Here is a 25,042-nt window from a genome sequence, read left to right as displayed (position 1 = left end):
AAATATCCTCAGTGATGAATGATGAAGAACTTAATCAGATTATTGAAGATCACTACCTTGGAGAAGCACAATTGCTTACTAATGGAGCAGAAGAAAATTTATTAAAATTGGCAGAAATCCGTAATGTACTTACCGAAGAACAGACAAAACGCTGGCAGCAAATTAAAACCGACTTTGTGCGCAATAAAGCACTTGGTGGCGATGAAGCTAATACAGGAGCTCAAATTGTTACACAACTTGCTGATCTAGTACAAAGCGTTCAAGCATTAAAGTTATAAAATAAAAAGCTTAAAAATAAGCATACCAATAGATCGATCTTTGGTATGCTTATCTGTATAAGCAACACCTTATCAAAATGGCTATATTGAACGATTTAATCGTACCTATCGTACTGAAGTACTCGATTTATATCTTTTTAACAACTTAGCGCAAGCAAGGAGAATAACCGAAGAAGGGTTAACGATTTATAACACCGAAAGACCACATGAGGCATGAAATAACATGACACCGCTTGAGTATAAAACACTAAAACAGGCAGCTTAATTTTCTACGTGAGTTGTGTACTAAGTTTGGGGTATTTACAGAAGGCTCTAAAACGACGTTGATTGCAACGACTATCACTCGTAAAATCCATTGACCAACATTCACCTTGTTTATTGGGAACCAATAACTTTTCTGGCTCCCGAGGTGGAATTCATTGTTTTCGTTTGGTTTTAAGATTCAGTTTTAACTCACAATACACCCGATAAACACGTTTATGATTCCAACGATATCCCAGCTTTCTGATTCGATTAAAACACTTAGGAAAGCCCCAGCGTAAATGTCGGTCTGTGATAGCATTCAACACCGAAACAATCACCGAATCATCCAGTAACTTAGGTTGATAATAGTAAGCTCAACGACTTAAACCAACAATGGCACAACTCATAGCAATAGTAACTGAATGATTTTTTTGTAGCGCCTATGCCCACGTTTTACGTACCTTTGTGGGCACTAAAGCTTTTTTATGATTTCTTCCTGGAGCTGTGATTTTAAACTTAGCTCAGCAAACATCTGTTTAAGCTTACGGTTTTCAGCCTCCAGCTCCTTTAAGCGTTTAATATCCGACGTTTCCATACCACCGTATTTTTCCCGCCATTTATAGAAAGTTGAATTACCCATGCCCTATTTACGACAGAGCTCCTTGACAGGAATACCCGCTTCAGCTTCTTTTAAAATAGCTACGATTTGATGTTCAGTCATTTTTTTCATAATTGAATCCCCTTTACTTTTATCATAGAGAATTTTCTACTTTTTTGCTGTACTATTTTAGGGGGTAGTTACATATCCGCCCCTCCTTCAGTAAAAAATAAGGTTGGGGGAAGATATACATTGATGTAAAAGAGAATTAATAGCCTTAATAAATAATGGGGAAATCCAATGGCAGAACTAAAAAAATATAAATTAATAAAAACGATGATATATGAGGTAGATACCGATGAAGGTTCCATAGAATATCGATTAGAAATATATAGAAGGGAAAACGTATTTAAAGGCATCGTCTATAGAAAGGAGCTATATCGAATGCGAGCTAATTATAAAGGAGGTCTTGCAAAGTGCGATGAATTTATTTTTAGTCCAGATAATAATTTCAGTCTTAATTTTATTAATTATAATGAATCAGAAGAAGATATCATTAATATTTTTTATAATGAATTAGAGAAAAATTTTAGCTCTCTCAATTAATTATAATTACTATATAAATTGATATAGGTTAAAGAAAAGTTGAGTCGTGTTGCTTAGTATCCTGTAATACTCAAATAAACACTGGAAAAAATTAAAATGGCAAAGATAAAAAAATATGAATTAATAAAAACGATCATTTATGAATTAAGTAAAGATGAGCATTACGAAGAATTTAAATTAGAAATTTATAAAGGAGACAAAGATTTTAGAGGTATTGGTTATTGGTTAGACTCATATAGATTGAAACGTCGTGATGATGTTAAAGGATTTGTAAATAGCGATGTATCTTTATTTCTTGAAAATCATAATTTTTATAATGATTTAATTTGTTACAACAAGTCGGAAGAAGATATCATTAATAATTTTTATATTAGGTTAGAGAAAATATTTGGGCCACTCAATTTGTTATAATTATCATTATTTTTAAAATTAATTAAGCTAATGTAGCTTATTCAGTACCAGCCTAGCTTTGCTGAGATAGATAACCATAATACCTTTGGACAAGTATCTATATAAATTGATATAAAATAGAATTAAGAGTACTAATAAATAATGGGAAAACTCAATGGCAGAACTAAAACAATATGAATTAATAAAAACAATAATTTACAAAGTTGATACCAAAGATGGTTACGCAGAATATAAATTAGAAGTCTATAAAGGAAATAACGGATTTAAAGGAATTATTTATAGAAAAGATTGCTATAGAATGTTAGCTCATTGTGATGAAAATTTTATAGGTATCGATAAAAATCTATTTACTCTAGATAATAATTTTAATCGTTGTTTAATTAATTATGATGAATTGGAAGAAAATATCATTAATCATTTTTATATTGAATTGGAGAAAATTGGAGGCCATCTCAATTAATTGTAATGGCTATTATTTCAAGTTAAATTGAATTCTGTTGGAAAGCGAAATAGGTTTAATTCTCGCCAAAAAATGGGCAAATGCACTTCTATGATATAACTAACAATCATAGAAGAACACATTATGTGTCAAAAAATTTAGCGCAGAGTTTAAACAATAGGCAGTGGTTTGATATTGCTTTATCCTCTTATCTAATGCGGATTTAGTGATGTCATACTCAGCAACAATATTCGTTTATTTTTTAGCATGTTGATATAGAATCACCATTTGTTTTTTTATTGGTAAGTAAAACGGCATTTTTTTCTTCTTGAAATGCGATTTGTCATCGGTGATTTCTTTTGTTTATCGTAACAATAACCTGATAAAACGGGTACTAATTAGTATAGCCTGTCCAAATATTTTGGTGAGGATCAATCAGATAGATAGTGAAATAAAAAGATGTTATGTAAATAAAAATGACTTAGAAAGGAGGCTTTTTGGGTGGTGAAAAAGGTAATAGCTCCTGAACAGGAAAAATATGATGTTATATATGAAAAAATATTATTCAATAAAATAACGGAGGCATTTTCTTGGCGAGAGCGTCCGAAAGAGATGTGGGAATTAGGTCCAATAATGATGCCAGATGATGAAATAGCGCTAAAACAATTTTTGGGTAAGAATTGGCAAGATATTACTCTTGATATATACGTAAACTATGATGATGCTTTATTTTTATTTACTCCATCAGCCTATGCTTATTATTTACCTGGGTTACTTATTACTTCAGCTAAAGCTATGGATATAGCTATAGCTGAAGATGAAGCTATAGTTAGAGCTGAGGCTGAAGCTGAGGCTAAAGCTATAGATATAGCTTTAGGTAGAACTAGAGCTAAAGTAAGAGCTAAAGCAAGAGCTATGGCTAGAGCTGAGGCTTTAGCTAAAGCAAGAGTTATATGGGATAAAAAAGCAAGAATTAAAGATCTTATAGATAAAATCGTATTTTGGATTATGGATTTTGAAAAAATACTGTCTGAGAGCCATCTATTTGAACGCTGGGCAACATTAACCATTGAAGAATATTTAGCAGTTAAAGCTTGGCTAATATGGATTACAAGAGAAGATACATATCAAGATGATGAAGATATCTATCAAAATGATGAAAGTGTTTGTCAAAATGATGTAATGAATTCTTTAATTAGCCTAGACAAACTTATTGACCTTGCTAAGCAACGAGAAAAATGACGCTGTAAATAAATTTATGTATTTGCCTATTTTTGAACTAAGCGAATGAGTAAAAATAAGTAGATACAAAATGGATAAAAAAGCCTAAGAAAATGGCAGTTGAGTAGTTACACATAGGATGAGAGTATTCAAAATTCTGTGTCATTTCGGTTAACTAGGTGTAAAAAAGGAAATGACACAGAATATTGAACACTCTTGGAAATAGGTATCACCAGTTTGTAGTATATCAATTACTTGCTTATCTGATATTTTGTCAATCAATTTGGCTATTGCTTTTGTTTTTAAAAATCTATATATCTACCCATAACATATTGATGAATTTTAGCATAACATATCTAAAACATATCAACGTCATTCTATTAATGATTACCTTGCGCTTTTATGATCATTATTTTCTATTCTTATTTTAGTTTTTTAGCTTGCTGATATCATTTTTATAACCGTTATTTAGTTATATATTAATTTAATTAATTGAATTAATTAATTTTGTCTTTTTATGTTTTTATTTTGTAAGATAATAGCAAAATGTTTAACATAAAAATAACTAAAAGCTATCTTAGTTTCTGTTATAATATATTAATAATTAAAAAGTTAGTAATGTCATAACGCTATAAAATTAAAGGTTTTTTAATGATCATATCAGATGCTAATAGTGCAGTGTCATCTGTTGCTTATCGTGCAAACGAAGTCATCGCTATTTATCCAATTACGCCAAGCTCAACAATGGCAGAGCAAGCTAGCACATGGGCGGAATTTAATAAGCACAATGTATTTGGTGATACGCCACGAGTAATTGAAATGCAATCCGAAGCAGGCGCAATTGCTACTGTTCATGGTGCATTAATGACAGGTGCGCTTGCGACTTCGTTTACTTCGTCACAAGGCTTACTTTTAATGATCCCATCGCTATATAAAATAGCTGGTGAACTTACACCTTTTGTTTTGCATGTTGCTGCACGAACAGTTGCAACGCATGCCCTTTCAATTTTTGGCGATCATTCTGATGTCATGGCAATTAGGCAAACTGGTTTTGCCATGCTTTGTTCAAGTTCGGTGCAAGAAGCACAAGATTTTGCCTTAATTGCACAAATGGCCAGTTTAAATAGTCGTGTTCCTTTTACTCACTTTTTTGATGGATTTAGAACATCGCACGAAGTTAATAAAATCTATCCACTGAGTGATGAACAGATCCATAACTTATTACCGCATAAGGCTATTAAAGCTTATCGAGCACAAGCTTTAACGCCTGACAAACCAGTAACACGCGGTACATCAGCTAATCCTGATACCTATTTTCAATGCCGAGAAGCAATAAATACCTATTATGATAATGCTTATCAGCATGTTGTTAATGCTATGGATGCTTTTGCAATAGAAACAGGCAGAAGATATCAGCCTTTTGAATATTACGGCGCTAGTGATGCCGAACGCATTATTGTGATTATGGGATCGGGAGCTAGCACCGCCAAAGAAGTGGTTGATGTGCTACTTAAACAAAATGAAAAAGTTGGTGTTGTGATCGTTAGATTATTTCGCCCTTTTTCTGCCGAACATTTACTTGCAGTGATCCCAAATACTGCCCAAAAAATCGCAGTTCTTGATAGAACTAAAGAACCAGGAGCGCAAGCCGAACCTCTGTATTTAGATATTATTACTGCTTTTGCCGAAAGCTTATCACGTGGAGAGCGCACATGCATGCCACTGATTATCGGGGGGCGTTATGGGTTATCGTCAAAAGAGTTCGATCCTCGCTGTGTACTTGCGATTTTTACTGAGTTAAGAGCGAATAAGCCAAAACCTCGTTTTACCGTTGGTATTTATGACGATATAACAGGTCTTTCTTTACCATTACCAAACTGCTCTATCCCACAAAAATCTGCACTTGAAGCTCTTTTTTATGGGCTCGGTAGTGATGGCACCGTTTCAGCAACCAAAAATAATATTAAAATTATTGGCGATAGCTCACCTTTTTATGTACAAGGGTATTTTGTGTATGACTCTAAAAAGGCTGGCGGTTTAACTACATCTCACTTACGTGTCAGTTTAGATCCAATCGATTCACCTTATTTAATTACCAGCGCCCATTTTATTGGTTGCCATCAAGATCAGTTTATCGATAAATATCAGATTGTGGATAAACTAAAAGATGATGGCATCTTTTTGCTTAACACACCCTATAGTAAAGATGAGATTTGGCATCGCCTACCCAAAGAAGTGCAAGTACAATTAATTCAAAAACGCGCACATTTTTATATCATAAATGCGGCCAAAATTGCTCGTGAATGTAACTTAGGTGCCAGAATAAATACCGTCATGCAGGCAGCATTTTTTCACCTTGCTGAAATTTTCAAAAATGATTTTAATATCAGCCAATTAAAAGAAGTCATTGCTAAAAGTTATAGTAGTAAAGGGCAAAATTTGGTCGAAAATAACTGGAAAGCACTGGATTTAGCTATAGCCTCACTTGAGCAAATTCCTCTTAGTTGCGTTGATCAAAGCAGTGCCATGATGCCACCAATTGTGCCAGCTAACGCGCCTAATTTTGTTAAAACAGTCACTGCCGCTATGTTAGCTGGTTTGGGCGATAGCTTACCTGTATCAGCATTTCCACCTGATGGCACATGGCCGATCGGCACAACTAAATGGGAAAAACGTAACATTGCTGAAGAAATTCCTATTTGGCAACCCGAACTGTGTACCCAATGTAATCATTGTGCTGTTGCTTGCCCACATGCTGCCATTCGTGCAAAAGTTGTTGCGCCCGATGATATGGCTAATGCACCAGACTCATTAAGCTCGCTTGAAGTCAAAGCCCGTGATATGAAAGGTCAACGCTATGTGTTGCAAGTTGCACCAGAAGATTGTACAGGCTGTAACTTGTGTGTCGAAGTTTGCCCTGCCCGTGATCGCAATAATTTTGCAATTAAAGCCATCAATATGCAATCACGTATCGACAATATTGATACTCAGCGAGCTAATTTTGAATACTTTACCGCATTGCCAGATCGTGATATCAACACGCTTGAACGCATTGATGTACGTACATCACAATTACTTACACCACTATTTGAATATTCTGGTGCTTGTGCTGGTTGTGGTGAAACACCATACATTAAATTGTTAACGCAACTTTATGGCGACCATTTAGCGATTGCTAATGCCACTGGGTGTTCATCCATTTATGGCGGTAATCTTCCATCATCACCTTACACTACTGATAATGCTGGTCGTGGGCCCGCTTGGGCAAATTCGCTATTTGAAGATAATGCTGAGTTTGCATTAGGTTATCGCATTACTTATGATCAACATAAAAAACGAGCATTGCGTTTGCTTGATTATGTTGCAGGCGACATTTCACCTGAAATTGTTATCGCTTTAAAATCATCAGAAACATCAATTGCTGAAAAACGCCAACAAGTCGCCTTGTTACGTGAACAGCTTGCCCATTTAGGTTCTGCGCAAGCACAAGAATTGATCGAAGATGCCAATTATTTGATTGATAAATCAGTTTGGGCCATTGGTGGCGATGGCTGGGCTTACGATATTGGTTTTGGTGGGCTTGATCATGTGATGAGCTTAACGGATAACGTCAATATATTAGTATTAGATACTCAGTGTTATTCTAATACTGGTGGCCAACAGTCAAAAGCTACCCCTATGGGCGCTGTATCAAAATTTGCTGATTTAGGTAAGCATAAAGCCCGTAAAGATCTTGGTGTTAATATAATGATGTATGGTCATGTCTATGTCGCACAAATTGCGTTAGGCTCGCAACTTAATCAAACACTTAAAGCTTTGCAAGAAGCCGAAGCCTATAATGGACCATCGCTAGTTATTGCTTATAGCCCGTGTGAAGAGCATGGTTATGATCTTGCTAAATCACACGAACAAATGAAAGATTTAGTTAAGTCAGGATTCTGGCCGCTGTATCGTTACGATCCACGTCGTATGGCTGAAGGCAAGCCAGGTTTATTACTTGACTCAAAAGCACCGAATAGCGATTTATTATCTGGGATATTATTGAAAGAACAGCGTTTCCGTCGTTTAGAAACACTTGAACCAACAATTGCTAATACCTTACATGAACGTTCAACTAAAATGGTGAATTCTAAATATAAATTCTTACAGATGCTGGCAACCTATTCAGACATAGAAACACCCGCAGAGAGTTAAGCGTTATTATCCACGAATAGTTGGTAACATATCCCTCAAAGAACCGTTGATGATAACGGTTCTTTCCCTCGCTCTTTTTTGCGCAATAAAGCGCCAGATTAGTGCACGCTTAAATCATCATGATGCACATAATGTAGATGTTAAACAAGAATAATCATTATTTTATTATTTTTATCTCACAAAGTGCTTCCTTTCTCGTGCTTGTTATAAACTTGGTATTATTTTTGCATAATTCATTATTGACCACATAAAAAACAATTAAAAATGAGGTGAATCATGGTGTCTAACTTACATATCAGTAGAAGAAAACTATTAACATTTTCAAGTGCAGCAATTGCAGGATTATCCGTTAATCAGCTATTATCTAAAGCGTATGCTCAACAAGCACAAAATTCGATTTCATTCTCACTACCGATGCTTGATAAAGCAGTAGTGCCAGATGCAACTAGCCCTGTTCGGCTCAATTTTAACGAAAATGCGCTGGGCATGTCATCATCAGCCAAACAAGCAGCCATTGATGCCGTTTGGAAAGCAAATAGATATGCAAAAGCTGAAATGCCACTTTTAAATAAAGCATTAGCTCAATACCATCAAGTAAGTGATACACAAATTCTTTTGACAGCAGGTTCATCAGAAGGGATCCGTAGCACTATTTCTGCTTTTGTAAAACCTGATGCTCAATTAGTGATACCCGAACTCACCTATAGTGATGGTGAACATTTTGCCAAAATATTTCATTTAAAAATCACTAAAGTGCCATGTTTAACCGATTGGAAAATTGATATAAATGGTTTAAGAAAAGCGGTTGAAAATTATCAAGGATTTTCTATTGTTTATTTAGTTAATCCCAATAATCCTACTTCTACTGTATTTGGCATAAATGAAATTGAATCATGGATAAAAAGTAAACCTAAAAACACCATTTTTATTTTCGATGAAGCTTATGCCGAGTTTGTCAATGATCCAGCTTTTGAATCAGCAGACAAATTTATTACCCAAGGGTATGAAAATATTATACTACTTAAAACATTTTCTAAAATTCATGCAATGGCTGGATTACGAGTAGGTTACATTGTCAGTACAGAAGAAAACACTAAAAACATAGCCCAGTATGTAGCAGGCGAAAAGCTTAATTATTGTGGAGTTTGTGCGGCATTGTCATCACTAAAAGATACTCAATATTTGGCTTATTGTAAAAAAGTAATTGATGTATCACGTGAAATCATGGAAAAAGTATTGTCCGAGCTTGGATTTCATTATCTTAAATCAGAAACCAATTTTATATTTCATAAAACCCCTATTGCATTAAATGATTATCGGGAATTAATGAAACAAAAATTTATATTAGTTGGCCGAGATTTTTTCCCTGCCACTGATTGGTGTCGTATATCACTTGGCACTCCAGAAGAAATGCTTTATGTAGCAAAAGTAATGCGTGAATTAAGACAAAAATCAATGATTTAATTATAGAGGAAAAGAATAAAATAACATTAAAGCACTCTAAATAGATTGAATTTAGAGTGCTTTAATTTCATATAGATTTAGCTTCTGCTAGTTATTAAACGGCGTGCCATCCAATAATGCTTCTTCCAGTAACTATCATTCAAGCTTGAATAAATCACACCTTTTGATGTTGAAGCATGTAAAAATTTACCATTAGCATAATAAATCCCAACATGTAAACCACTGCGGCTACGGCCTGTCTTAAAGAATACCAAATCACCTGCTTTAGGCTTATTAACTTTAACACCTAATCGAGCTTGCTCAGCAGCACTTCTTGGTAAGTTTTTTGACAGTTTGTTTTTGAAAAAATTCATTACCAATGCAGAACAATCACTACCTGCTAACGTGGTGCCTCCATAACGATAGGGTGTATTTTGCCATTTTTTATAATGGGAGTCTATTTTAGCTAACATAATCGAATCAGATTTAGTTTTCTTGCCTGAAACCTGAGGTTGGCTAGAACTACAGCCAAATAGCATAAAAATAGACAAAACAAATGTAATTATTAAAAAACATTTCTGCGTGCTAATGCAACTGCTCAGCAACGTTCCTAATAGTCGATTGCCATTTTTTATCATTTCTTTTTGTTCCTTTATTTAAAGTCGACCAATGCGAATAACGTCTAGCTACCTTTAAACTTTTAGGCAACACACCTTTTTCCCATTCTTGCTTGTCTAATTTTGATAACTTAATAGGAGATGTGTTCGCATGGCTTCGATAATTTAAACTTTCTTTAAGATTCATAAGCCTTAAAGAAAAAAAACAAATAATCACATCATCAATACTTAATTTTCTATACCCAGAAAGCTGATATCGCATTCTAGAGCCATAATGTTTAGCTGTTTGCATTAAACTACCAACAGCGCCTCCAATTAAAGCTGCTGAGCCAAGTGTAATTCCGCCTGTAGCTAAATCGATGCTTGCCCCAATAGTTGCACCTGACACAAAACCTTTTGTCAGATGTTTGCTCATCGTTTTTAGCGCATCTATATTAAATAGATCGGCATTATAACGACCTTTTATTAAAGGTAAATGCTCTTCACTCTCTAGTACAGAATTGAATTGATAAAGTTTTAACAATTCGTTTATTGCTAATTGTTCCCGTTTTCTTACTTGATTTTGCATATCTACAATAGCTTGTTTGTCATCTGATTTTACCATTTTATAAAAAGCAGTGACATCAACTAATGCTTCTGCGATAATCAAATTAGCACTGTGATTGCGAGATTCGCGCATTTGCACAATGTGATCTAGCCATTGTTCTAAAATAACCTTTGCAGGTTCAATTAATAAAGCTAGGCTTTTGTACAGCCGCTCCTCACCGTCTATGGGGGACACTATAGCATCAAACTTTATGATAGCATGAATCCCCACACGTGAAAGCAATTTTTTCCATTCCTTTTCATTTTTTTCCTCATGGGCAGTAAAATTTAGTACGGCTAACAATGGTTTATCACCGCTTGCTAAAATAGCCAATTCATCATGATATTTAGCAAGAATAGGTTCTCGCACATCAATAACATATATAGCTGCATCACTTTTTAATAACTGCCTAATGACCTTGGCTTCTTGATCAAAAGAATTTTCTGCTTCAGGACTTTGTAAAAAATTTGTTAATTTATCAACGCCATCAAGCCTACTATTTGCTGGCGTTATTTGATTAATGTAATCATATAATGCCAAGCTGTCTTCTAATCCAGGCGTATCATAGAAAATGATTGACTTTTGCTTATCTAAAGGCACTTTAATAGACTCAACATGTCGAGTTGTTCCAGGTTTATCAGAAACATCACCAAAGCGACTATTCCGAGTTAAAGTTCGTAATAACGAAGTTTTACCTACATTTGAATGCCCTACCACAGCTAATTTTAATGTTGTTAACATGTTAAAATTCCTCGTTTAACCATGTTGGTGTAGCTGATTGTAGTGATAAATCCTGCCAATTATTAAGTTGCTTACCTTGATTAATAAACCAAATTCGGTTTTGTTGTGATTTATTCATCAATTGATCAATTAAATTTAACATTCCCCTATCAGGAGCCCTATCAGTATCAATAGCAATTAATAATTTTTTAGCTGGCGATAATTGTAAATAATCTAAAATGTTACGGCGTTGCTCGCGTGTATTTAAAAAACCTAAAAAAGTAACTGAATCTGGTGGAGACCAATCTTCCTGTATGTCAATGGCGACCAAAAAAGCGCCTTGCCCATCTTCTATAAAGTGGTTGGTTAAGTGAGATACCTTATCTTTTCCTTTACTATCCGCATCTTCAACATTAACTAACAATGGTTGTAAGTCATTAGCTAATAATTGGTAACAGGCAGTTTGAGTATTTAATTTAATTTGCCGACAACTTATTACCCAGTTAAGCCCACAAATCACCATACAGAGCAATCGAATGATTAGTCCATAAACACAAAAAACCCCAAGTAGCCAAATTGCCCATGCTGAACGTGCGTCACTGGTATTTAATGCTTGTTCACTGAGTCTTATAATATCATTGTTTGGAATGGTAAAACCGATTAAAGAAGGCAACCAACCTAAATAATGAGTTAAATTAATAATAGCATCCGAACTCAGTAATGTTGTTTTCCATTCAAATCGATAATGTTGAGTTGAAAATAAAACAACTAATACTAATAGCGCACTACTTAATATAAGGGTCCAAAAAAGATTGAGAACAAAACCAATTAACCAACGGATACGTACACCAAATAACTCAACAAAAGCGGGAATAAGCTGTTGTACTGTCTTTTTCTGAGAAAATTTTTTAGTCAGCCATAGCCAACAATAAACAAGTAAACTACCACCAAGATTTGAAAAAAAGAAAAAAGAAAGTAACCAAATTAATAAGGTAACTAAATGCATGCCTAATAAGCTAAAAATAGCCCAATACAAATTAACCGGATCTTGGCTTAAAGCGCCAAAAGCCAAGGTTGCCCCAAATATAGTGGATAAAAAAAGTAATATAATAAAAGAAAGTTTTGCTGCACGTAATAATGTTTTTTGCGCTGAAAGCAAACCATTTTCTTTAGACAACATGACAGCACGCATCACAATACGATTAGTAAGTGATGTCTGCATCGCTCTTACTTGTCTATTAATATCTTGATCTGCAAACCGCCCAGATTCGTTTTCAATTAAATGAATAGTCTGAGTGATCCATAATGATTTTAGCTCTTCTCGCATTAAACTTAAGTTTCGTCATAGCATTTAGTAAAAAATAAAACAAACGCGACATAAGTCGCGTTTACAGGTAAAGTAGCTAACTTATTGGGTAATTTCACCTATTTTAGTTAGTAAAGTTTGAATGCGTTGTTGCCACATTTGTTGATCTTGTTTTAGTTTGTCGTTTTCGTCACGTAACGCTTTCATTTCATCAGAACTATCATTAATCAGCTGTTCCAACTCCTGATTGCCTTGTTTTAAAGTAGCAATCTCTTGTTGTAATGTAGTGATAGTATTAACAGTATGTTGGATTTTACTCTCTAATTGATTCAATATTTCTAATGACATATTTTTCCTCAAGCTCAAATTATTTGGTGTATAATGCTAATCATTATACCGAATTCATTCTAAAATCAACACTATTTTAAACTTTAAGTTGGAGAAAATTATGCGTAAACCACTTGTTATGGGAAATTGGAAGCTCAATGGCAGTACCGACATGGCTAAAAGCTTAGTCGCAGGGCTACGAAATGAGCTATCAAATAACACGGCTTGCAATATTGCAATTGCACCACCGGTAGTCTACCTTGATTTGGTAAAACATCAGTTAGATGGCTCTAATATTATTTTGGGAGCTCAAGATGTCGGCATTAATCTGTCTGGTGCTTATACAGGTGAAGTCTCTGTTGAAATGCTAAAAGATATCGGCGTTAGTCATATAATTATTGGGCATTCAGAACGTCGAACTTACCACAAAGAATCTGATGAATTTATTGCTAAAAAATTTGGTGTAATAAAAGAAGCTGGTTTAGTCCCTGTTTTATGTATTGGTGAAACAGAAGCAGAAAACGAAGCTGGACAAACACAAGCTGTTTGCGCTCGCCAAATTGATGCGGTAATTAAAGCGCTTGGAGTTCAAGCATTTAACGGCGCGGTTATTGCTTATGAACCCGTTTGGGCAATTGGAACTGGCAAATCAGCAACTCCAGCACAAGCACAAGCTGTTCATAAATTTATTCGTGACCATATAGCTAAACAAGATGCTAAAGTTGCTGAGCAAGTAATCATTCAATATGGTGGTTCTGTTAATGACAAAAATGCCGCTGAACTATTTACTCAACCAGATATTGATGGAGCATTAGTTGGTGGGGCATCACTAAAAGCAGATGCTTTTGCAGCAATTGTTAAAGCCGCTGAGCAAGCTAAAAAATAAACCTCATATATAAGAAAAATATATAAGAAAAGGCATTTATTGCGCCTTAGCTCATTGTTAATAGACCTCGATATAATTCGAGGTCTATTTATTGATGCCTTTATTTCTACTGAGGACTAAATTAATTACTTCTTATTGAGACTATCTGTCTGATTTTTAACAACAAGAAATCACTTTAGGTTATTAACAATCCATACCAAATTGAGTATAGAAATACCTATTAAAAACGCAGGTTTAACCACAGTTTTAAGAAGGCAATAATGCTGGTCTGTATTAGATAATGTGATCTTCCCAACAGATCACATCTTTTTCGTAAACAATGCGATTTTTAACCGATATTTTTAGCTTATGCATAAGCTTCTTATTGCCTGTAATAAGTGGGTGCCAATCAGGTAGCGTGCCTTTTTCAGAAAAATAACGATACGTGCAAGTAACAGGTAACCATTCGATAGTAAGTAAATTTTCACGTGTTAACTTAATACAATCTGGTTCATAATCAAAGCGATTATAATAATGTTTACACTGACAAGTATTAGAATCAAGCAAATTACAAGCTACATTGGTGTATAAGATTTCGTCCGTATCTTCATCCATAAGTTTATTCAGGCAACACTGACCACAACCATCACAAAGTTGTTCCCACTCTTCGTCGCTCATTTGCTCTAACGTTTTATATTCCCAAAATGGTTCAATCATACTTTAAAATCATCTTCTTTTAACATCTGCAAGAAAAAGCCATCTGTTTTTATTTTTTGTTCGATTTCATCTGAAGTGCCAACAACAAAACGTCGTTTGCCATCAAGTAACACTTTCATCACAAATACTGGTGTACCAAAAATCGAAAGTATCTTATCTGGAATGCTTGAAAAGTTATTTTCATGTTCCATATATAAATAACAGTTTTCTTTTTTGGTACTTCGATAAATATAACACCACATCATAAAATAAAACCTTATCAATAAATCTTTATTTAAGACTATTTTGCAAATAAACACCTGCACCCAATAACCCAGGATCCTCATGAGTTATTACATAAACGGGGATTTTTTTGACTAAATATGACATTCGGCCTTTATGCTCAAATGCCTCTCTAAATGGTGATGCTTTAAAAAACTCAATAAAACGCGGTACAATCCCTCCAGCAATATAAACCCCACCTTGTGTATTAAGTGTTAAAGCCAAATTACCACCAAACCGACCCATAAAGGTACAAAAATAAGTTAAAGTTTGCAAACAAAGTGGGCAACTATTTGATAAAGCTTTGTTGACAATAATGTCAGGTGTCACCTCTTCTATAGGTTTATTATTAATATGTAACAAAGCTTGATAAATATTAACAATACCACTGCCTGAAAGAAACCGTTCGGTCGAAACTCGCCCAAATTTTTTTCTTAGTTGAGCTAAAATACGATCCTCTTCATCACTAATCATCGGTAGCTCTGTATGCCCACCCTCACCAGATAAACTAACCCAGCGTTGGTTAACTTTGATTAAATGAGAAACACCAAGCCCTGTGCCAGCGCCATAAATTGCAATTGGATAATTTAAATCAGGCTCCCCCCCCTCAATTTTAACTAATTCATTTTTCGATAATTGAGGAATCGACATTGACACAGCGGTAAAATCATTGATTACTTCCAGTTTTGTAAGGTTTAATACTCGAACCAACTCAGAACGTGAAAATGACAAATCATTGTTTGTCAGATTGATCACATCCTCGCTATCAATTGGGCAAGCAATAGCAATGCAAGCCATTTTAACAGTTACTGATTGGGATGCTAAATAATCTTTGATTAATGTTAATAAAACATCATTTTTTGAGATAAGAATTTTAGTGATTGCCGATAACTTATTAGTTGTTAAATCATACAGTGCAAATCGCGCATTGGTTCCACCAATATCAGTAACTAGTGCATATTGACTCATGTTGTTCCCTCCTGTGACAAATTAATTATACTAATTCAAATAACAGTATTTATATTATCCGCTACACAAAGTGCAACAGGTAATATTATGAACTATTTATCACCATTTAACTAATTTACCTTAATGATATTACTTAGGCGAGGCTCCGCTAAGCTAAGTTAGCTTAGCGGAGAAAAAGTCTTAAAGATTATTTAAAATAACCAAGAACTACAACCATTTTTTTAGTTTAAAATAAATATAAGGTGCAACCCCCGCTAACAACATTAATAGTAACGAAAATGGATAACCATATTCCCATTTTAATTCGGGCATAAATTCAAAGTTCATACCATAAGCAGAAGCAACCACAGTTGGCGGTAAAAATACAACCGACACCACCGAGAAAATCTTAATAATTCGGCTTTGTTCTATATTGATGAAGCTAGTCGCAGCTTGCATTAAAAAGTTTACTTTTTGAAATAACGATTCATTATGAGGAACAAGCGACTCAATATCTCGAATAACTTCACGTGCTTGTTCAAGCTGATCGGTCGGCATTTTGGCACGACGAACTAAATAGTTAACCGCACGTTGGCTATCCATTAAACATAAGCGTACTTTCCATGCAGTATCTTCAAGCTCTGCCAATGAGGTAATCGCTTCATCATAATGTTCTTGTGCAGAACGATCCATAATAATTGAGCTTAGCTCTTCTAATTCACTATAAATATTTTCGATTTGATCAGCTAATTGTTCCACTTTAACTTCAAATAAATCAAGCAATACTTCATAGGGATTACCATCAATCATAGTTTGATAACGTGAGCGCATTCGGTACAAACGAAATGCGGGAAGATCACGTTCTCGCAATGTAAATAGTCGCCCATTATGCACAGTAAATGCTACTGTTGAATTGCCTGCTCGATCTTCTGCATCAGCATAAAAAAAGAAAGAGTGAACATGTAATCCTTCATTATCCTCAAAAAAACGAGCTGACGCTTCAATATCATCTAATTCAATACTCGTTGCTAAGTTTTGTCCTAAATGTGTTAAAACAAAATCACGATCGGCCTCTTCTGGCTCTATTAAATCAATCCAAGTCGCATTATTTATATCGTCTTCATTAATTTTTACTAATTGTTTGTTTTTCAACCCAAACGCATTAATCATAAGGTCTCCAGTAGGGGGAATATGTTTAGAACAATACATCAACAAATGTCGGGTATTATACTCGTTATAGTAACAAATTCCTATGATTAGACTAATGTTTCTATATCTTTACAAAATGTGAACAAAATTCCATTAATAGAATTAAATTCGCTGATATTACTATAGTCTCATGCTACAATACATAGTTTAAAATACTTATGCAATTTTTAGGAGTTAATAATGGCCAATCGAGGAATAAATAAAGTCATTTTAGTTGGTAACCTAGGTCAAGACCCAGAAGTTCGTTACATGCCGAATGGTAACGCGGTTGCTAATCTTAGTTTAGCGACATCAGAATCCTGGAAAGATAAACAGACTGGCGAAACTCGTGAGCGCACTGAATGGCATCGAGTTGTTGTTTTTGGTAAATTAGCCGAAATTGCAGGTGAGTACATAAAAAAAGGCACTCAAGTGTATATTGAAGGTCAATTACAAACAAGAAAGTGGCAAGATCAATCAGGTAACGATCGTTATACGACAGAAGTTGTTATTAACCCAATAGGCGGTACATTACAAATTTTAGGTTCTCGCAATAACAACGAAGGAGCAAGTAACGGTTCATGGGGACAAAGTGCCAATAATTATTCATCTGCGCCAGAAGCACAATCTCGCCCAACAATGCAAGGTGCACCAACTTCAGCCCCTCAACCCACAGCTATGCCTGAGCCTCCAATGGATTTTGATGACGATATTCCATTTTAAATACTATACATAAAACACAAAGAAACCAAGAGATGCATTTAATATCAATGTGCATCTCTTTTTTTACATTTGTTTGGTCATGCTTTATGTAACAACTTCCTAAAATAGTGCAACAAAAAAGTAGAAAATTCTCTATGATAAAAGTAAAAGGGGATTTAATGATAAAAAATGACTGAACATCAAATCGTAACTATTTTAAAAGTAGCTAAACCTTTAAAAGTAGCTGAAACCGGTATGACCCTCGCAAAAAGATGGGTAAATGCCACCTCCATGATATAACTAACAATCATAAGAGGACACATTATGGTCAAAAAATTCAGCGTAGAGTTCAAATAACTATCAGTTGATTATGCTTTATCTAATGCGCATTTTTCATTGGCTAAAACCGCTAACTATTTAGGTATTGATAAATCAACGATGGATAAATGGCTTAGGCAACTTAATCCTAACAAAACTAGTAAACGTGAACTAACTTGTGAGCAACAAAAAATGATTGCGCTAGAAAAAACACAAAGCACTAAAAATGGCCAATGAAATGCTAAAAAAGGCGCATGTGTACTTTATCAACCATCCAAGTCGGTGAATTACCAATATATGAAGCAACATTTGTTGCCATACCCATTACCGCTAGTCTGCCGTCAGTTAAAAGTTAGCGTATCAGGTTATTATGTTTGGCTAAAGCGTGAACCAAAATCAAATGAACTATTTGAGAATATCAAAGCACTTTATTGGCAACATAAAGCTCGTTTAGATGCACCAAGCTTAGTACATAATATCAGGGACAAGGGCTAGGATGTATCATAATGAAAGATTAGATTAGCTGAGCACGATAAAAATCATTCAGAAAAGCCATTGATTTTATTCAAGTTTTTATTTTATAACATAATGAAAAATAATAACATTAATCTTTTTGCTACAAGCCTATCATTATGATGTGCTGACTAATACATAAAGTATATTGATAAGTATTTAGTTTGTAACTCACTCAAAATAGGCTAACAAACGTTTATTGATACCTATTCAAGGCTGGCTTTTACCAAAGTCTATACTGAAAAAATAGTTTAATTGTAGCTGATAAAACGCTTCCTTTTTTTGATAGTGAACAGATACCACTATTACGCATACCAACCTAGGCACAGAATATAATGGACATAAAGGAAAGCCATGCTTATGAACTTTATCCTAACCAGCAGAGATTGAACACACCAAAACCAAAGCTTATAGCCCGCAGACGAATAGGATTTGTGAACGATTTCATAAGACAATAAACACCGAATATTACAATGTAATGTTCAGTCGTAATATTTATACTGAATTATGCATTTTTTACGCCTAAATCGTCTTGAGTTTCCATGTTTTTGGCTAGTTCAGTCACTAACTCTCTTGATTTTTTTCATCAATTTTTATTCACCTATTTTTTGTACATTAGAATAAGTTAAAAATAGGCAAATACACAAATTTATTTACAGTATCAAGCTTAAGGCATTCTGGCAATAGAAGTAATATGTTGATTAATCCTTATGCCATCCCATGTTCCTGAATGACCATTATTAATGGTTTTATTTGCAATGTTATAAATTTGAGTGTCTCCCCAACTAAAATAATTACCGTGATAAAAATTTTCAGAAACAAGGCAATTAGCTAAATCAATAAATTTATTAAATTCATGGTTATTGCCCGTTTTCATTTGATACCAATTATAATTATCGTAGTAAGTTACACATGGTATTATTTGCATTCCAGGAACATATTCAATTGGAGATGTTGGGTTAGTTGCACCATAGTCTCCATATATTAGGTTTATTCCTTGAAATGAACTTTTTAGGTTAAAATATAGAAGTAAGTCAAGGTTAGGTATTACATCCCAAACATCTCGATTAGGTGTTTCAGGGTGAGGTGTTGCTTCACCAACATCTCGGTTAGGTGTTTTTTGTGATGGAAATGATGTTGAGATTATTGAAACATCAATACCCTCATATTCAATTGAAAGCCTCTGTAAAATATAGTCCAATCTATTTTGAATTACATTGATATTTTCACCAACTATTGATCCTATATCGCATAATACTAGCATCTTCTTAACATCATATGATGCCGCTAATAATGCAAATAAGTTATTAATTGAGCTTTGTGACAAATCCGTTATTCTTAATGCAATTTTTTTGTATTGTCTATTTTCAAGTTTAAATAAAAATTGAAGATTATCTCTCGTTCTAGACGGTAATATACTGATAACTGGGATTAAATTGTTATTAACATTAGCAATTCTTTCATAAAATTCGTATTTATGTTGAAAAGCATTAGTATGATCTAATAAACCATTAACTTGATTATACTCATCATACATATCAGGAGTAATAAAAGAAGCGTCAATCATAAATGGATAATTACCCCAATTAGGGAGAAAATTATTGAATAAGTAATCCGACTTTAATTCTCCTCTTGTATTTATAAACGGCAGAATTTGATTTTTATCGCTGTCATACGTGTTAACTAATGCATTGATATCATTCATTCCTAATCTTAAATTTACTATATGAAACATTGTTTTCTCCTTACTTTCTAACTGGTTATATTATCTATTTTATTATATTCAAAAAACTCAAGCTGCTAGCCGTGTTTTCTTAATAGAATTGATTGGCTTAACATTACCTTGCCGTGTATGTAAAGTTGATCTAGCCCATCTTCATGTATTTTTCACGAGTCGTACAGTTTATTGTCGGATTTCACCCGAATAATATTTTTATATTACTTGTAATCGTTTGGCATATAAATTACGTATAGTAGCTCAAACTTAAACTAACGAACACTAATTATTCACCAGAATTTATTTTAACAAAATGTATGTCTAATGCACAAAATAAATTCTCCAGTTACTTTTCTTTAACTAACGCCTTTGTGTTTAGCCAAGTTTACCACGGTGTTTTGCCACAAAAATACTTGCCTAAATGCGCTCTTTCTTTATTATAAAATTTCAGCTTTTTTTTAATATCCTATTGAATTTTAGACAATTCATTATAAATCTTACATCAGAACATCACATCATAACATTCGGTTTTCATCGTTTTATAAAATTGTTCATCAATCTCATCTATCTGTTAGCTGTATACTTTGGTTTTGGTGTATTTTGCATCTTCGAAGTTAAAATAAAGTTTATAAATTAGTTTTTACGAATTATTTTCTGAAGCGCTAACACTCCGCTTTGCTTATAAACTTTTTTGAAGCGATAATAGCTATCCCCACTATACTACATCACTTTACAGGCCTGTCGCACATTTCCTAACTGTTTGATGCATTTCTGCCACGCCTTTTTTAATTATAAAATAACTCCGACTCCGATTGTTGATGAAGCACACATGCGCCTTTTTTAGAATTTCATTGGCCATTTTTAATTCTTTTTTTCCTTTTTAGTGCAATAATTTTTTGTTGCTCACTAGTTAGCTCAATTTTATTGGTTTTGTTAGGATTAAGTTGTCTACCCCCACTTATCCAGTGTTGATTTGCCTATTCCTAAATGGTTAGCGATTTCAGCTAATGAAAAGTGAACATTAGATAAAGCATAATCCACTGCTGGTTGTTTGAATCCTGCACTGAATTTTTTGACCATAATGTGTTCTCCTATGATTGTTAGTTATATCATAGAGGTAACATTTTCCCATTTTTTTGCGAGGATCACTTTCTCATTTTGCTACCTCTTATTTATATAAATTGTTTTTCTAAAGCATTTCAACCTGCGATTACGCCCTAAAAACCAGTCAGAAAAGACATTGATTTTATTTAATTTTATTTCAATGCCTTATAAAAACCAATACTGCTTTATCCTATTTTTTAGTTATTTTTAAATAACTTTATTTCGAGCATTTTTTATATATTTCAATTATACTTAGCTACAGTTTTTGTTAGATACCAAGCAAATTTATGTTAGAACTTTTACAAACTGTCGGTTTTGGTTTAATTTTATTTATTCCATTAACTAACCCATTAACCACTGTGGTACTGTTGTTAGGTTTATCGGGCGATATGACCAATGAGGAGCGCAATTACCAATCGAAACTCACGTGTATTTATGTGTTTATGATTATGGTGGTATCGTTTTATTGTGGGCAACTGGTCATGAATACATTTGGTATATCAATTCCAGGATTACGCATTGCAGGCGGTATGATTGTTGGCGTTATTGGCTTTAGAATGTTATTTCCTCAGCAGCCTGCGCATAAAACGCTGGAAGCCGATGCCAAAAAGAAAGAAGTGTCAAATAATATTGCTTTTGTTCCGCTCGCCATGCCAAGTACCGCAGGACCAGGAACCATTGCCATGATAATCAGTATGTCATCAACAGTAAAAAGCGGTGGTTATGATGTTGCAACTTGGGTTATTTACTCTGCTTCAATATTAGTACCTTTACTGCTATGTATTATTCTTTGGTTCTGTATGCGCAGCGCAGGTAACATCATGCGTTTTATGGGGAAAAGTGGCATTGAAGCCACGACAAGAATCTTAGGATTTTTATTGGTTTGCGTTGGAACGCAATTTATTATCAATGGTGTTAAAGAATTAATATTAAACTTTCCTAATATCTAATATTAAAGCTCATGTTACAAAACTAAAATGTGGGTATGTTTTTAATTAGCTCAACCCGCATTAAATAATCATAAAGCGGAACTAATTGCTTAAATCCTTTAACCAATTTTTGTGGTAAATCAGCATTTAATATATCCTCAATATGATTGCTTGTCACCATAACAGCAAGATTTTTACGGTTGTACCATGTCGCTATTTGGGCATCTTGTTCTTTGATTAACGGTCGTTTATAGCTCTCACCTACAAGCTCAAATGGTCTTTTAATACAACGTGTCATCGATAAAAACTTTTTAGTATCATTAAGAATTTCTTCTCGAAAAATATCCATCGTTTTTTTGGATGAACAGTAATAGCCAAGTCCATATTGATAACTACTTGGGCTGATTTCAAAAAAATAGGCTGGTGCTTCTTTCCAACCTTGATTAGGTCGTTTAAAGGTTAACCATAAGTGGCTACGATAAAGTGATTTGTCATTTGAAAAACGTGTATCTCGATGAATGCGTGAAATGGTTTTACCTATAGAGGGTTTAGTTTCAAACCATTCATCAATTTTGAGCATTTCGGGGGTTAACTGTTCCACCAATAGCCTAAACGGTCTAATTAAATCGTTATCATAAATCGCACGATGTTCTTCAAACCATGATTTGCTATTGTTGATCCAAGCATCTTGTAAAAAATTAAGTCCAGCTGGTGTAAATCCCGTAAAGTTTGCCATTGCTTATTCCTTAAATAACGTTCTTACTTTTTCTAAATCTTCTAGCGTATCAACGCCAATTGCAGGAGGCTGTTTTGCCACAGCAACATGAATTTTTTCGCCATACCAAAGCACTCTAAGTTGTTCTAACATCTCAATTTGTTCAAGTGAAGTTGGCATCCAATTAATATACTGGCGAATAAAACCTGCACGATAAGCATAAATACCAATATGACGAAGGTAAAAGTCACCAATACTGGATTGTTTTAATAGATCAGTCGATTTAGCAAAACGATCACGTTCCCAAGGAATTGTAGCACGTGAAAAATAGAGTGCATAACCATCTTTATCGGTCACAACTTTAACAGCACCAGTATTAAACGCTTCCTCAACAGAATGGATCGGCACGGCTAACGTAGCCATTCCTGTTTTATATTGCACTAAATTCTCAGCCACTTGATCAATAACAATAGGCGGGATTAAAGGTTCATCGCCTTGCACATTGACAATAATTTCATCATCAGCAAACTGATAGCTATTTATCACCTCGGCCAACCGTTCAGTACCAGAGTTATGTTTATCGCTAGTAAGTATGACCTCACCACCATACGCCTTGACCACATCAAAGACTTGCTGGTGATCGGTTGCAATAATGACACGATTGGCTGATGATTTTTTTGCTTGTTCCATTACTCGTACAATCATAGGTTTACCATGAATATCCGCTAGTGGTTTAGCTGGTAGGCGGCTTGATGCGTATCTAGCGGGAATAATAACCGAAAAATTCATAATTAATACCTTATTTTTTATTCTTGGTTAGGCTGTGGTCGGTTAAGCGGTTTGGCTTCACATTCAAGCAATACGGGAATGCTATCTTTGATTGAATAGATTAAATTATCAGCATAGCAGATTAACTGTTGATTATGGGCATCATATTGCAACTGACCATGGCATTTAGGACAAGCAAGTGCATTTAAAAGGGTTTCTTTCATATTTTATTCTCTTTGGGATTCTATCTTCGTTAATAGCAAACAGATTTGCTCAATAGCTGGCGCTGGTATCTGTGCATCAATAGGTAAGTACCACCAATTTTGTTGGGCAAACTGCCTGCATTTAACTGCATCTTTTTCTGTCATTAAAAGGGTTTGCTGACAACTTGCCACATCATTTAATAACGACAAAGTAAATTTTTGATGATCAGCAAAAGAAACGGTTTTAGTCACATTAGCTTGCATTTTTTCCAACATATCAAAAAAGCGTTTCGGATGGCTAATACCCGCAATAGCACAAATATTTTGCAAGGATGATAATAGCTTTTTTTCTTGAGTAAGCAAGTTCACAGCATATAATGGCGCTAATTGCATTGTATAGGTTTTATGGGCATATTTCGTTGCTAAATTATTTATGCTATCACCATTTATGATAATTAAATCAACTGATTTTAAACGGCCTTCTCGCTCTCTCATTGGTCCTGCTGGCATCCACCATCCATTACCAAATAAGCGCTTTCCATCAACCACGACGACTTCAATATCGCGCTCTAATGCATAATGTTGCAATCCATCATCTGTTAAAATAACATCTAATTGGTACAGGTTTAATAATGCTTGAACAGCTTGCGAACGATGTGGAGCCACCGCGACAGGCACATTAGTGCGTTGATAAATAAGTACAGGTTCGTCACCCGCTTGCGTCGTTGTGGTGGTATCATTCAATATAAGCGGATAGTTATCAGACTTACCACCATAACCCCGTGAAACAACGCCAACTTGTAATCCTTTTTGTTTTAGTGCTTCAATTAAACCAACAACCAGTGGTGTTTTACCATTGCCACCCACGGATAAATTGCCAACAACGATAATCGGGACTGGAGAGTGCCAAGACTTAAGCACGCCAACTCGATATAAAAAGCGACGAATAAATGCAATCAAACCATATAACAAGGCAAATGGTATGAATAACCAAAATAAACGATTTTTACCATACCATAGTTTTTCAATCATAACTTTAACATCACTCAATTACATTTAGTAAAATTGTTTTATATCTTAATATCGATATAACAATTATTAAAAC

28 protein-coding genes and 1 pseudogene are annotated in these 25,042 nt (G+C 34.4%); 13 read left to right on the top strand and 16 right to left on the bottom strand.

Features of this window, described 5'->3' with window-relative positions:
* The coding region (locus A9G41_RS08970; RefSeq protein ID WP_143425449.1) for a hypothetical protein at positions 1-278 on the top strand (278 nt) is incomplete at its 5' end.
* 67 nt (positions 279-345) lie between these two features.
* A pseudogene (locus A9G41_RS13605) lies at positions 346-495 on the top strand (integrase core domain-containing protein); the annotation flags it as partial.
* Positions 496-694: 199 nt separating this feature from the next.
* On the opposite strand, the gene A9G41_RS13600 reads toward A9G41_RS13605, so the two are convergent.
* Positions 695-859, bottom strand: coding sequence for an IS3 family transposase (locus A9G41_RS13600; RefSeq protein ID WP_176700860.1), 165 nt, complete (start codon positions 857-859; stop codon positions 695-697).
* A 134-nt stretch (positions 860-993) separates the two neighbouring features.
* Positions 994-1,161 (bottom strand): transposase, encoded by a 168-nt coding sequence (locus A9G41_RS14020; RefSeq protein WP_081297217.1) that lies wholly within the window; start codon positions 1,159-1,161, stop codon positions 994-996.
* A 258-nt stretch (positions 1,162-1,419) separates the two neighbouring features.
* Here A9G41_RS14020 and A9G41_RS08960 point away from each other — a divergent pair, with 258 nt between their 5' ends.
* The 6 genes from A9G41_RS08960 (at position 1,420) to A9G41_RS08935 (ending at position 9,454) form a co-directional block, all read left to right on the top strand.
* Positions 1,420-1,725: a hypothetical protein gene (locus A9G41_RS08960; protein ID WP_065653207.1), complete on the top strand. Its 306-nt coding sequence runs from the start codon at positions 1,420-1,422 to the stop codon at positions 1,723-1,725.
* A 96-nt stretch (positions 1,726-1,821) separates the two neighbouring features.
* Entirely contained in the window at positions 1,822-2,136 is a 315-nt protein-coding gene (locus tag A9G41_RS08955; RefSeq protein WP_065568027.1) for a hypothetical protein, read from the top strand.
* Positions 2,137-2,290: 154 nt separating this feature from the next.
* Positions 2,291-2,596 (top strand): hypothetical protein, encoded by a 306-nt coding sequence (locus A9G41_RS08950; protein ID WP_075539568.1) that lies wholly within the window; start codon positions 2,291-2,293, stop codon positions 2,594-2,596.
* 480 nt (positions 2,597-3,076) lie between these two features.
* The gene (locus tag A9G41_RS08945) at positions 3,077-3,817 is read left to right on the top strand and encodes a hypothetical protein (protein WP_065653204.1); all 741 of its coding nucleotides are present in this window, start codon (positions 3,077-3,079) and stop codon (positions 3,815-3,817) included.
* Between the two features lie 630 nt (positions 3,818-4,447).
* Positions 4,448-7,990 carry a pyruvate:ferredoxin (flavodoxin) oxidoreductase gene (nifJ, locus tag A9G41_RS08940; protein WP_075539567.1) on the top strand — a complete coding sequence of 1,181 codons (3,543 nt, stop codon included), beginning with the start codon at positions 4,448-4,450 and terminating at the stop codon, positions 7,988-7,990.
* 276 nt (positions 7,991-8,266) lie between these two features.
* Positions 8,267-9,454 carry a pyridoxal phosphate-dependent aminotransferase gene (locus A9G41_RS08935; protein WP_065582882.1) on the top strand — a complete coding sequence of 396 codons (1,188 nt, stop codon included), beginning with the start codon at positions 8,267-8,269 and terminating at the stop codon, positions 9,452-9,454.
* 77 nt (positions 9,455-9,531) lie between these two features.
* On the opposite strand, the gene A9G41_RS08930 is transcribed toward A9G41_RS08935, so the two are convergent.
* The 4 genes from A9G41_RS08930 to zapB all read right to left on the bottom strand — a co-directional run bounded on the left by A9G41_RS08930 (position 9,532) and on the right by zapB (position 13,010).
* Positions 9,532-10,071 carry a C40 family peptidase gene (locus A9G41_RS08930; protein ID WP_082259644.1) on the bottom strand — a complete coding sequence of 180 codons (540 nt, stop codon included), beginning with the start codon at positions 10,069-10,071 and terminating at the stop codon, positions 9,532-9,534.
* Positions 10,019-11,377: a GTPase/DUF3482 domain-containing protein gene (locus A9G41_RS08925; RefSeq protein WP_065653202.1), complete on the bottom strand. Its 1,359-nt coding sequence runs from the start codon at positions 11,375-11,377 to the stop codon at positions 10,019-10,021. Before A9G41_RS08925 ends, A9G41_RS08930 begins: the two co-directional genes overlap by 53 nt.
* 1 nt (position 11,378) lies before the next feature.
* Positions 11,379-12,683: a DUF2868 domain-containing protein gene (locus A9G41_RS08920; protein ID WP_065582884.1), complete on the bottom strand. Its 1,305-nt coding sequence runs from the start codon at positions 12,681-12,683 to the stop codon at positions 11,379-11,381.
* 81 nt (positions 12,684-12,764) lie between these two features.
* A complete protein-coding gene (gene zapB, locus A9G41_RS08915) occupies positions 12,765-13,010 on the bottom strand; it encodes a cell division protein ZapB (RefSeq protein WP_065568020.1) in 246 nt (81 codons plus the stop codon).
* Positions 13,011-13,110: 100 nt separating this feature from the next.
* Here zapB and tpiA point away from each other — a divergent pair, with 100 nt between their 5' ends.
* Complete coding sequence (gene tpiA, locus A9G41_RS08910; RefSeq protein WP_065582885.1) at positions 13,111-13,875, top strand: triose-phosphate isomerase; 765 nt, start codon at positions 13,111-13,113, stop codon at positions 13,873-13,875.
* Positions 13,876-14,148: 273 nt separating this feature from the next.
* On the opposite strand, the gene A9G41_RS08905 is transcribed toward tpiA, so the two are convergent.
* The 4 genes from A9G41_RS08905 to corA all read right to left on the bottom strand — a co-directional run bounded on the left by A9G41_RS08905 (position 14,149) and on the right by corA (position 16,950).
* Positions 14,149-14,571: a YcgN family cysteine cluster protein gene (locus A9G41_RS08905; RefSeq protein WP_065653200.1), complete on the bottom strand. Its 423-nt coding sequence runs from the start codon at positions 14,569-14,571 to the stop codon at positions 14,149-14,151.
* Positions 14,568-14,816 (bottom strand): YcgL domain-containing protein, encoded by a 249-nt coding sequence (locus A9G41_RS08900; protein WP_176700479.1) that lies wholly within the window; start codon positions 14,814-14,816, stop codon positions 14,568-14,570. The genes A9G41_RS08905 and A9G41_RS08900 overlap by 4 nt, the downstream gene beginning before the upstream one ends.
* A gap of 25 nt (positions 14,817-14,841) precedes the next feature.
* A complete protein-coding gene (locus A9G41_RS08895; RefSeq protein ID WP_065588405.1) occupies positions 14,842-15,801 on the bottom strand; it encodes a glucokinase in 960 nt (319 codons plus the stop codon).
* Positions 15,802-16,008: 207 nt separating this feature from the next.
* Entirely contained in the window at positions 16,009-16,950 is a 942-nt protein-coding gene (gene corA, locus A9G41_RS08890) for a magnesium/cobalt transporter CorA (protein ID WP_065568016.1), read from the bottom strand.
* A gap of 219 nt (positions 16,951-17,169) precedes the next feature.
* Here corA and A9G41_RS08885 point away from each other — a divergent pair, with 219 nt between their 5' ends.
* From A9G41_RS08885 to A9G41_RS08875, 3 genes are all read left to right on the top strand, one after another.
* On the top strand, positions 17,170-17,691 hold the full coding sequence (locus A9G41_RS08885) for a single-stranded DNA-binding protein (protein WP_065582888.1): 522 nt from the start codon (positions 17,170-17,172) through the stop codon (positions 17,689-17,691).
* 375 nt (positions 17,692-18,066) lie between these two features.
* The gene (locus tag A9G41_RS14325) at positions 18,067-18,225 is read left to right on the top strand and encodes a hypothetical protein (RefSeq protein ID WP_176700864.1); all 159 of its coding nucleotides are present in this window, start codon (positions 18,067-18,069) and stop codon (positions 18,223-18,225) included.
* Between the two features lie 60 nt (positions 18,226-18,285).
* On the top strand, positions 18,286-18,483 hold the full coding sequence (locus A9G41_RS08875) for a hypothetical protein (protein ID WP_141672025.1): 198 nt from the start codon (positions 18,286-18,288) through the stop codon (positions 18,481-18,483).
* 685 nt (positions 18,484-19,168) lie between these two features.
* Here the strand turns inward: A9G41_RS08875 and A9G41_RS08870 are convergent.
* Both A9G41_RS08870 and A9G41_RS14760 read right to left on the bottom strand, forming a co-directional pair.
* The gene (locus tag A9G41_RS08870) at positions 19,169-20,236 is read right to left on the bottom strand and encodes a beta family protein (protein WP_065582890.1); all 1,068 of its coding nucleotides are present in this window, start codon (positions 20,234-20,236) and stop codon (positions 19,169-19,171) included.
* A 930-nt stretch (positions 20,237-21,166) separates the two neighbouring features.
* Positions 21,167-21,298 (bottom strand): transposase, encoded by a 132-nt coding sequence (locus A9G41_RS14760; RefSeq protein WP_065582891.1) that lies wholly within the window; start codon positions 21,296-21,298, stop codon positions 21,167-21,169.
* A 311-nt stretch (positions 21,299-21,609) separates the two neighbouring features.
* Between A9G41_RS14760 and A9G41_RS08860 the strand changes: the two genes are divergently transcribed.
* A complete protein-coding gene (locus tag A9G41_RS08860) occupies positions 21,610-22,272 on the top strand; it encodes a MarC family NAAT transporter (RefSeq protein ID WP_065582892.1) in 663 nt (220 codons plus the stop codon).
* A 22-nt stretch (positions 22,273-22,294) separates the two neighbouring features.
* Here the strand turns inward: A9G41_RS08860 and A9G41_RS08855 are convergent, their stop codons facing one another.
* From A9G41_RS08855 to lpxK, 4 genes are read right to left on the bottom strand one after another with little or no spacing between them, the layout of a single operon-like run.
* Positions 22,295-22,987, bottom strand: a complete 693-nt coding sequence (locus A9G41_RS08855; RefSeq protein ID WP_065582893.1) for a DUF2461 domain-containing protein — start codon at positions 22,985-22,987, stop codon at positions 22,295-22,297.
* A gap of 3 nt (positions 22,988-22,990) precedes the next feature.
* The gene (gene kdsB, locus A9G41_RS08850) at positions 22,991-23,755 is read right to left on the bottom strand and encodes a 3-deoxy-manno-octulosonate cytidylyltransferase (protein WP_065582894.1); all 765 of its coding nucleotides are present in this window, start codon (positions 23,753-23,755) and stop codon (positions 22,991-22,993) included.
* Between the two features lie 17 nt (positions 23,756-23,772).
* The gene (locus A9G41_RS08845) at positions 23,773-23,958 is read right to left on the bottom strand and encodes a Trm112 family protein (RefSeq protein ID WP_065582895.1); all 186 of its coding nucleotides are present in this window, start codon (positions 23,956-23,958) and stop codon (positions 23,773-23,775) included.
* A 3-nt stretch (positions 23,959-23,961) separates the two neighbouring features.
* The gene (lpxK, locus tag A9G41_RS08840) at positions 23,962-24,969 is read right to left on the bottom strand and encodes a tetraacyldisaccharide 4'-kinase (protein ID WP_065582896.1); all 1,008 of its coding nucleotides are present in this window, start codon (positions 24,967-24,969) and stop codon (positions 23,962-23,964) included.
* Between the last annotated feature and the right edge of the window lie 73 nt (positions 24,970-25,042).

The sequence above is a fragment of the Gilliamella sp. Nev5-1 genome (assembly GCF_001690895.1).
GTDB lineage: Bacteria > Pseudomonadota > Gammaproteobacteria > Enterobacterales > Orbaceae > Gilliamella > Gilliamella apicola_C.
The sequence above is the reverse complement of the archived record's forward strand: the minus strand, read 5'-3'. Positions and strand labels throughout refer to the sequence as shown.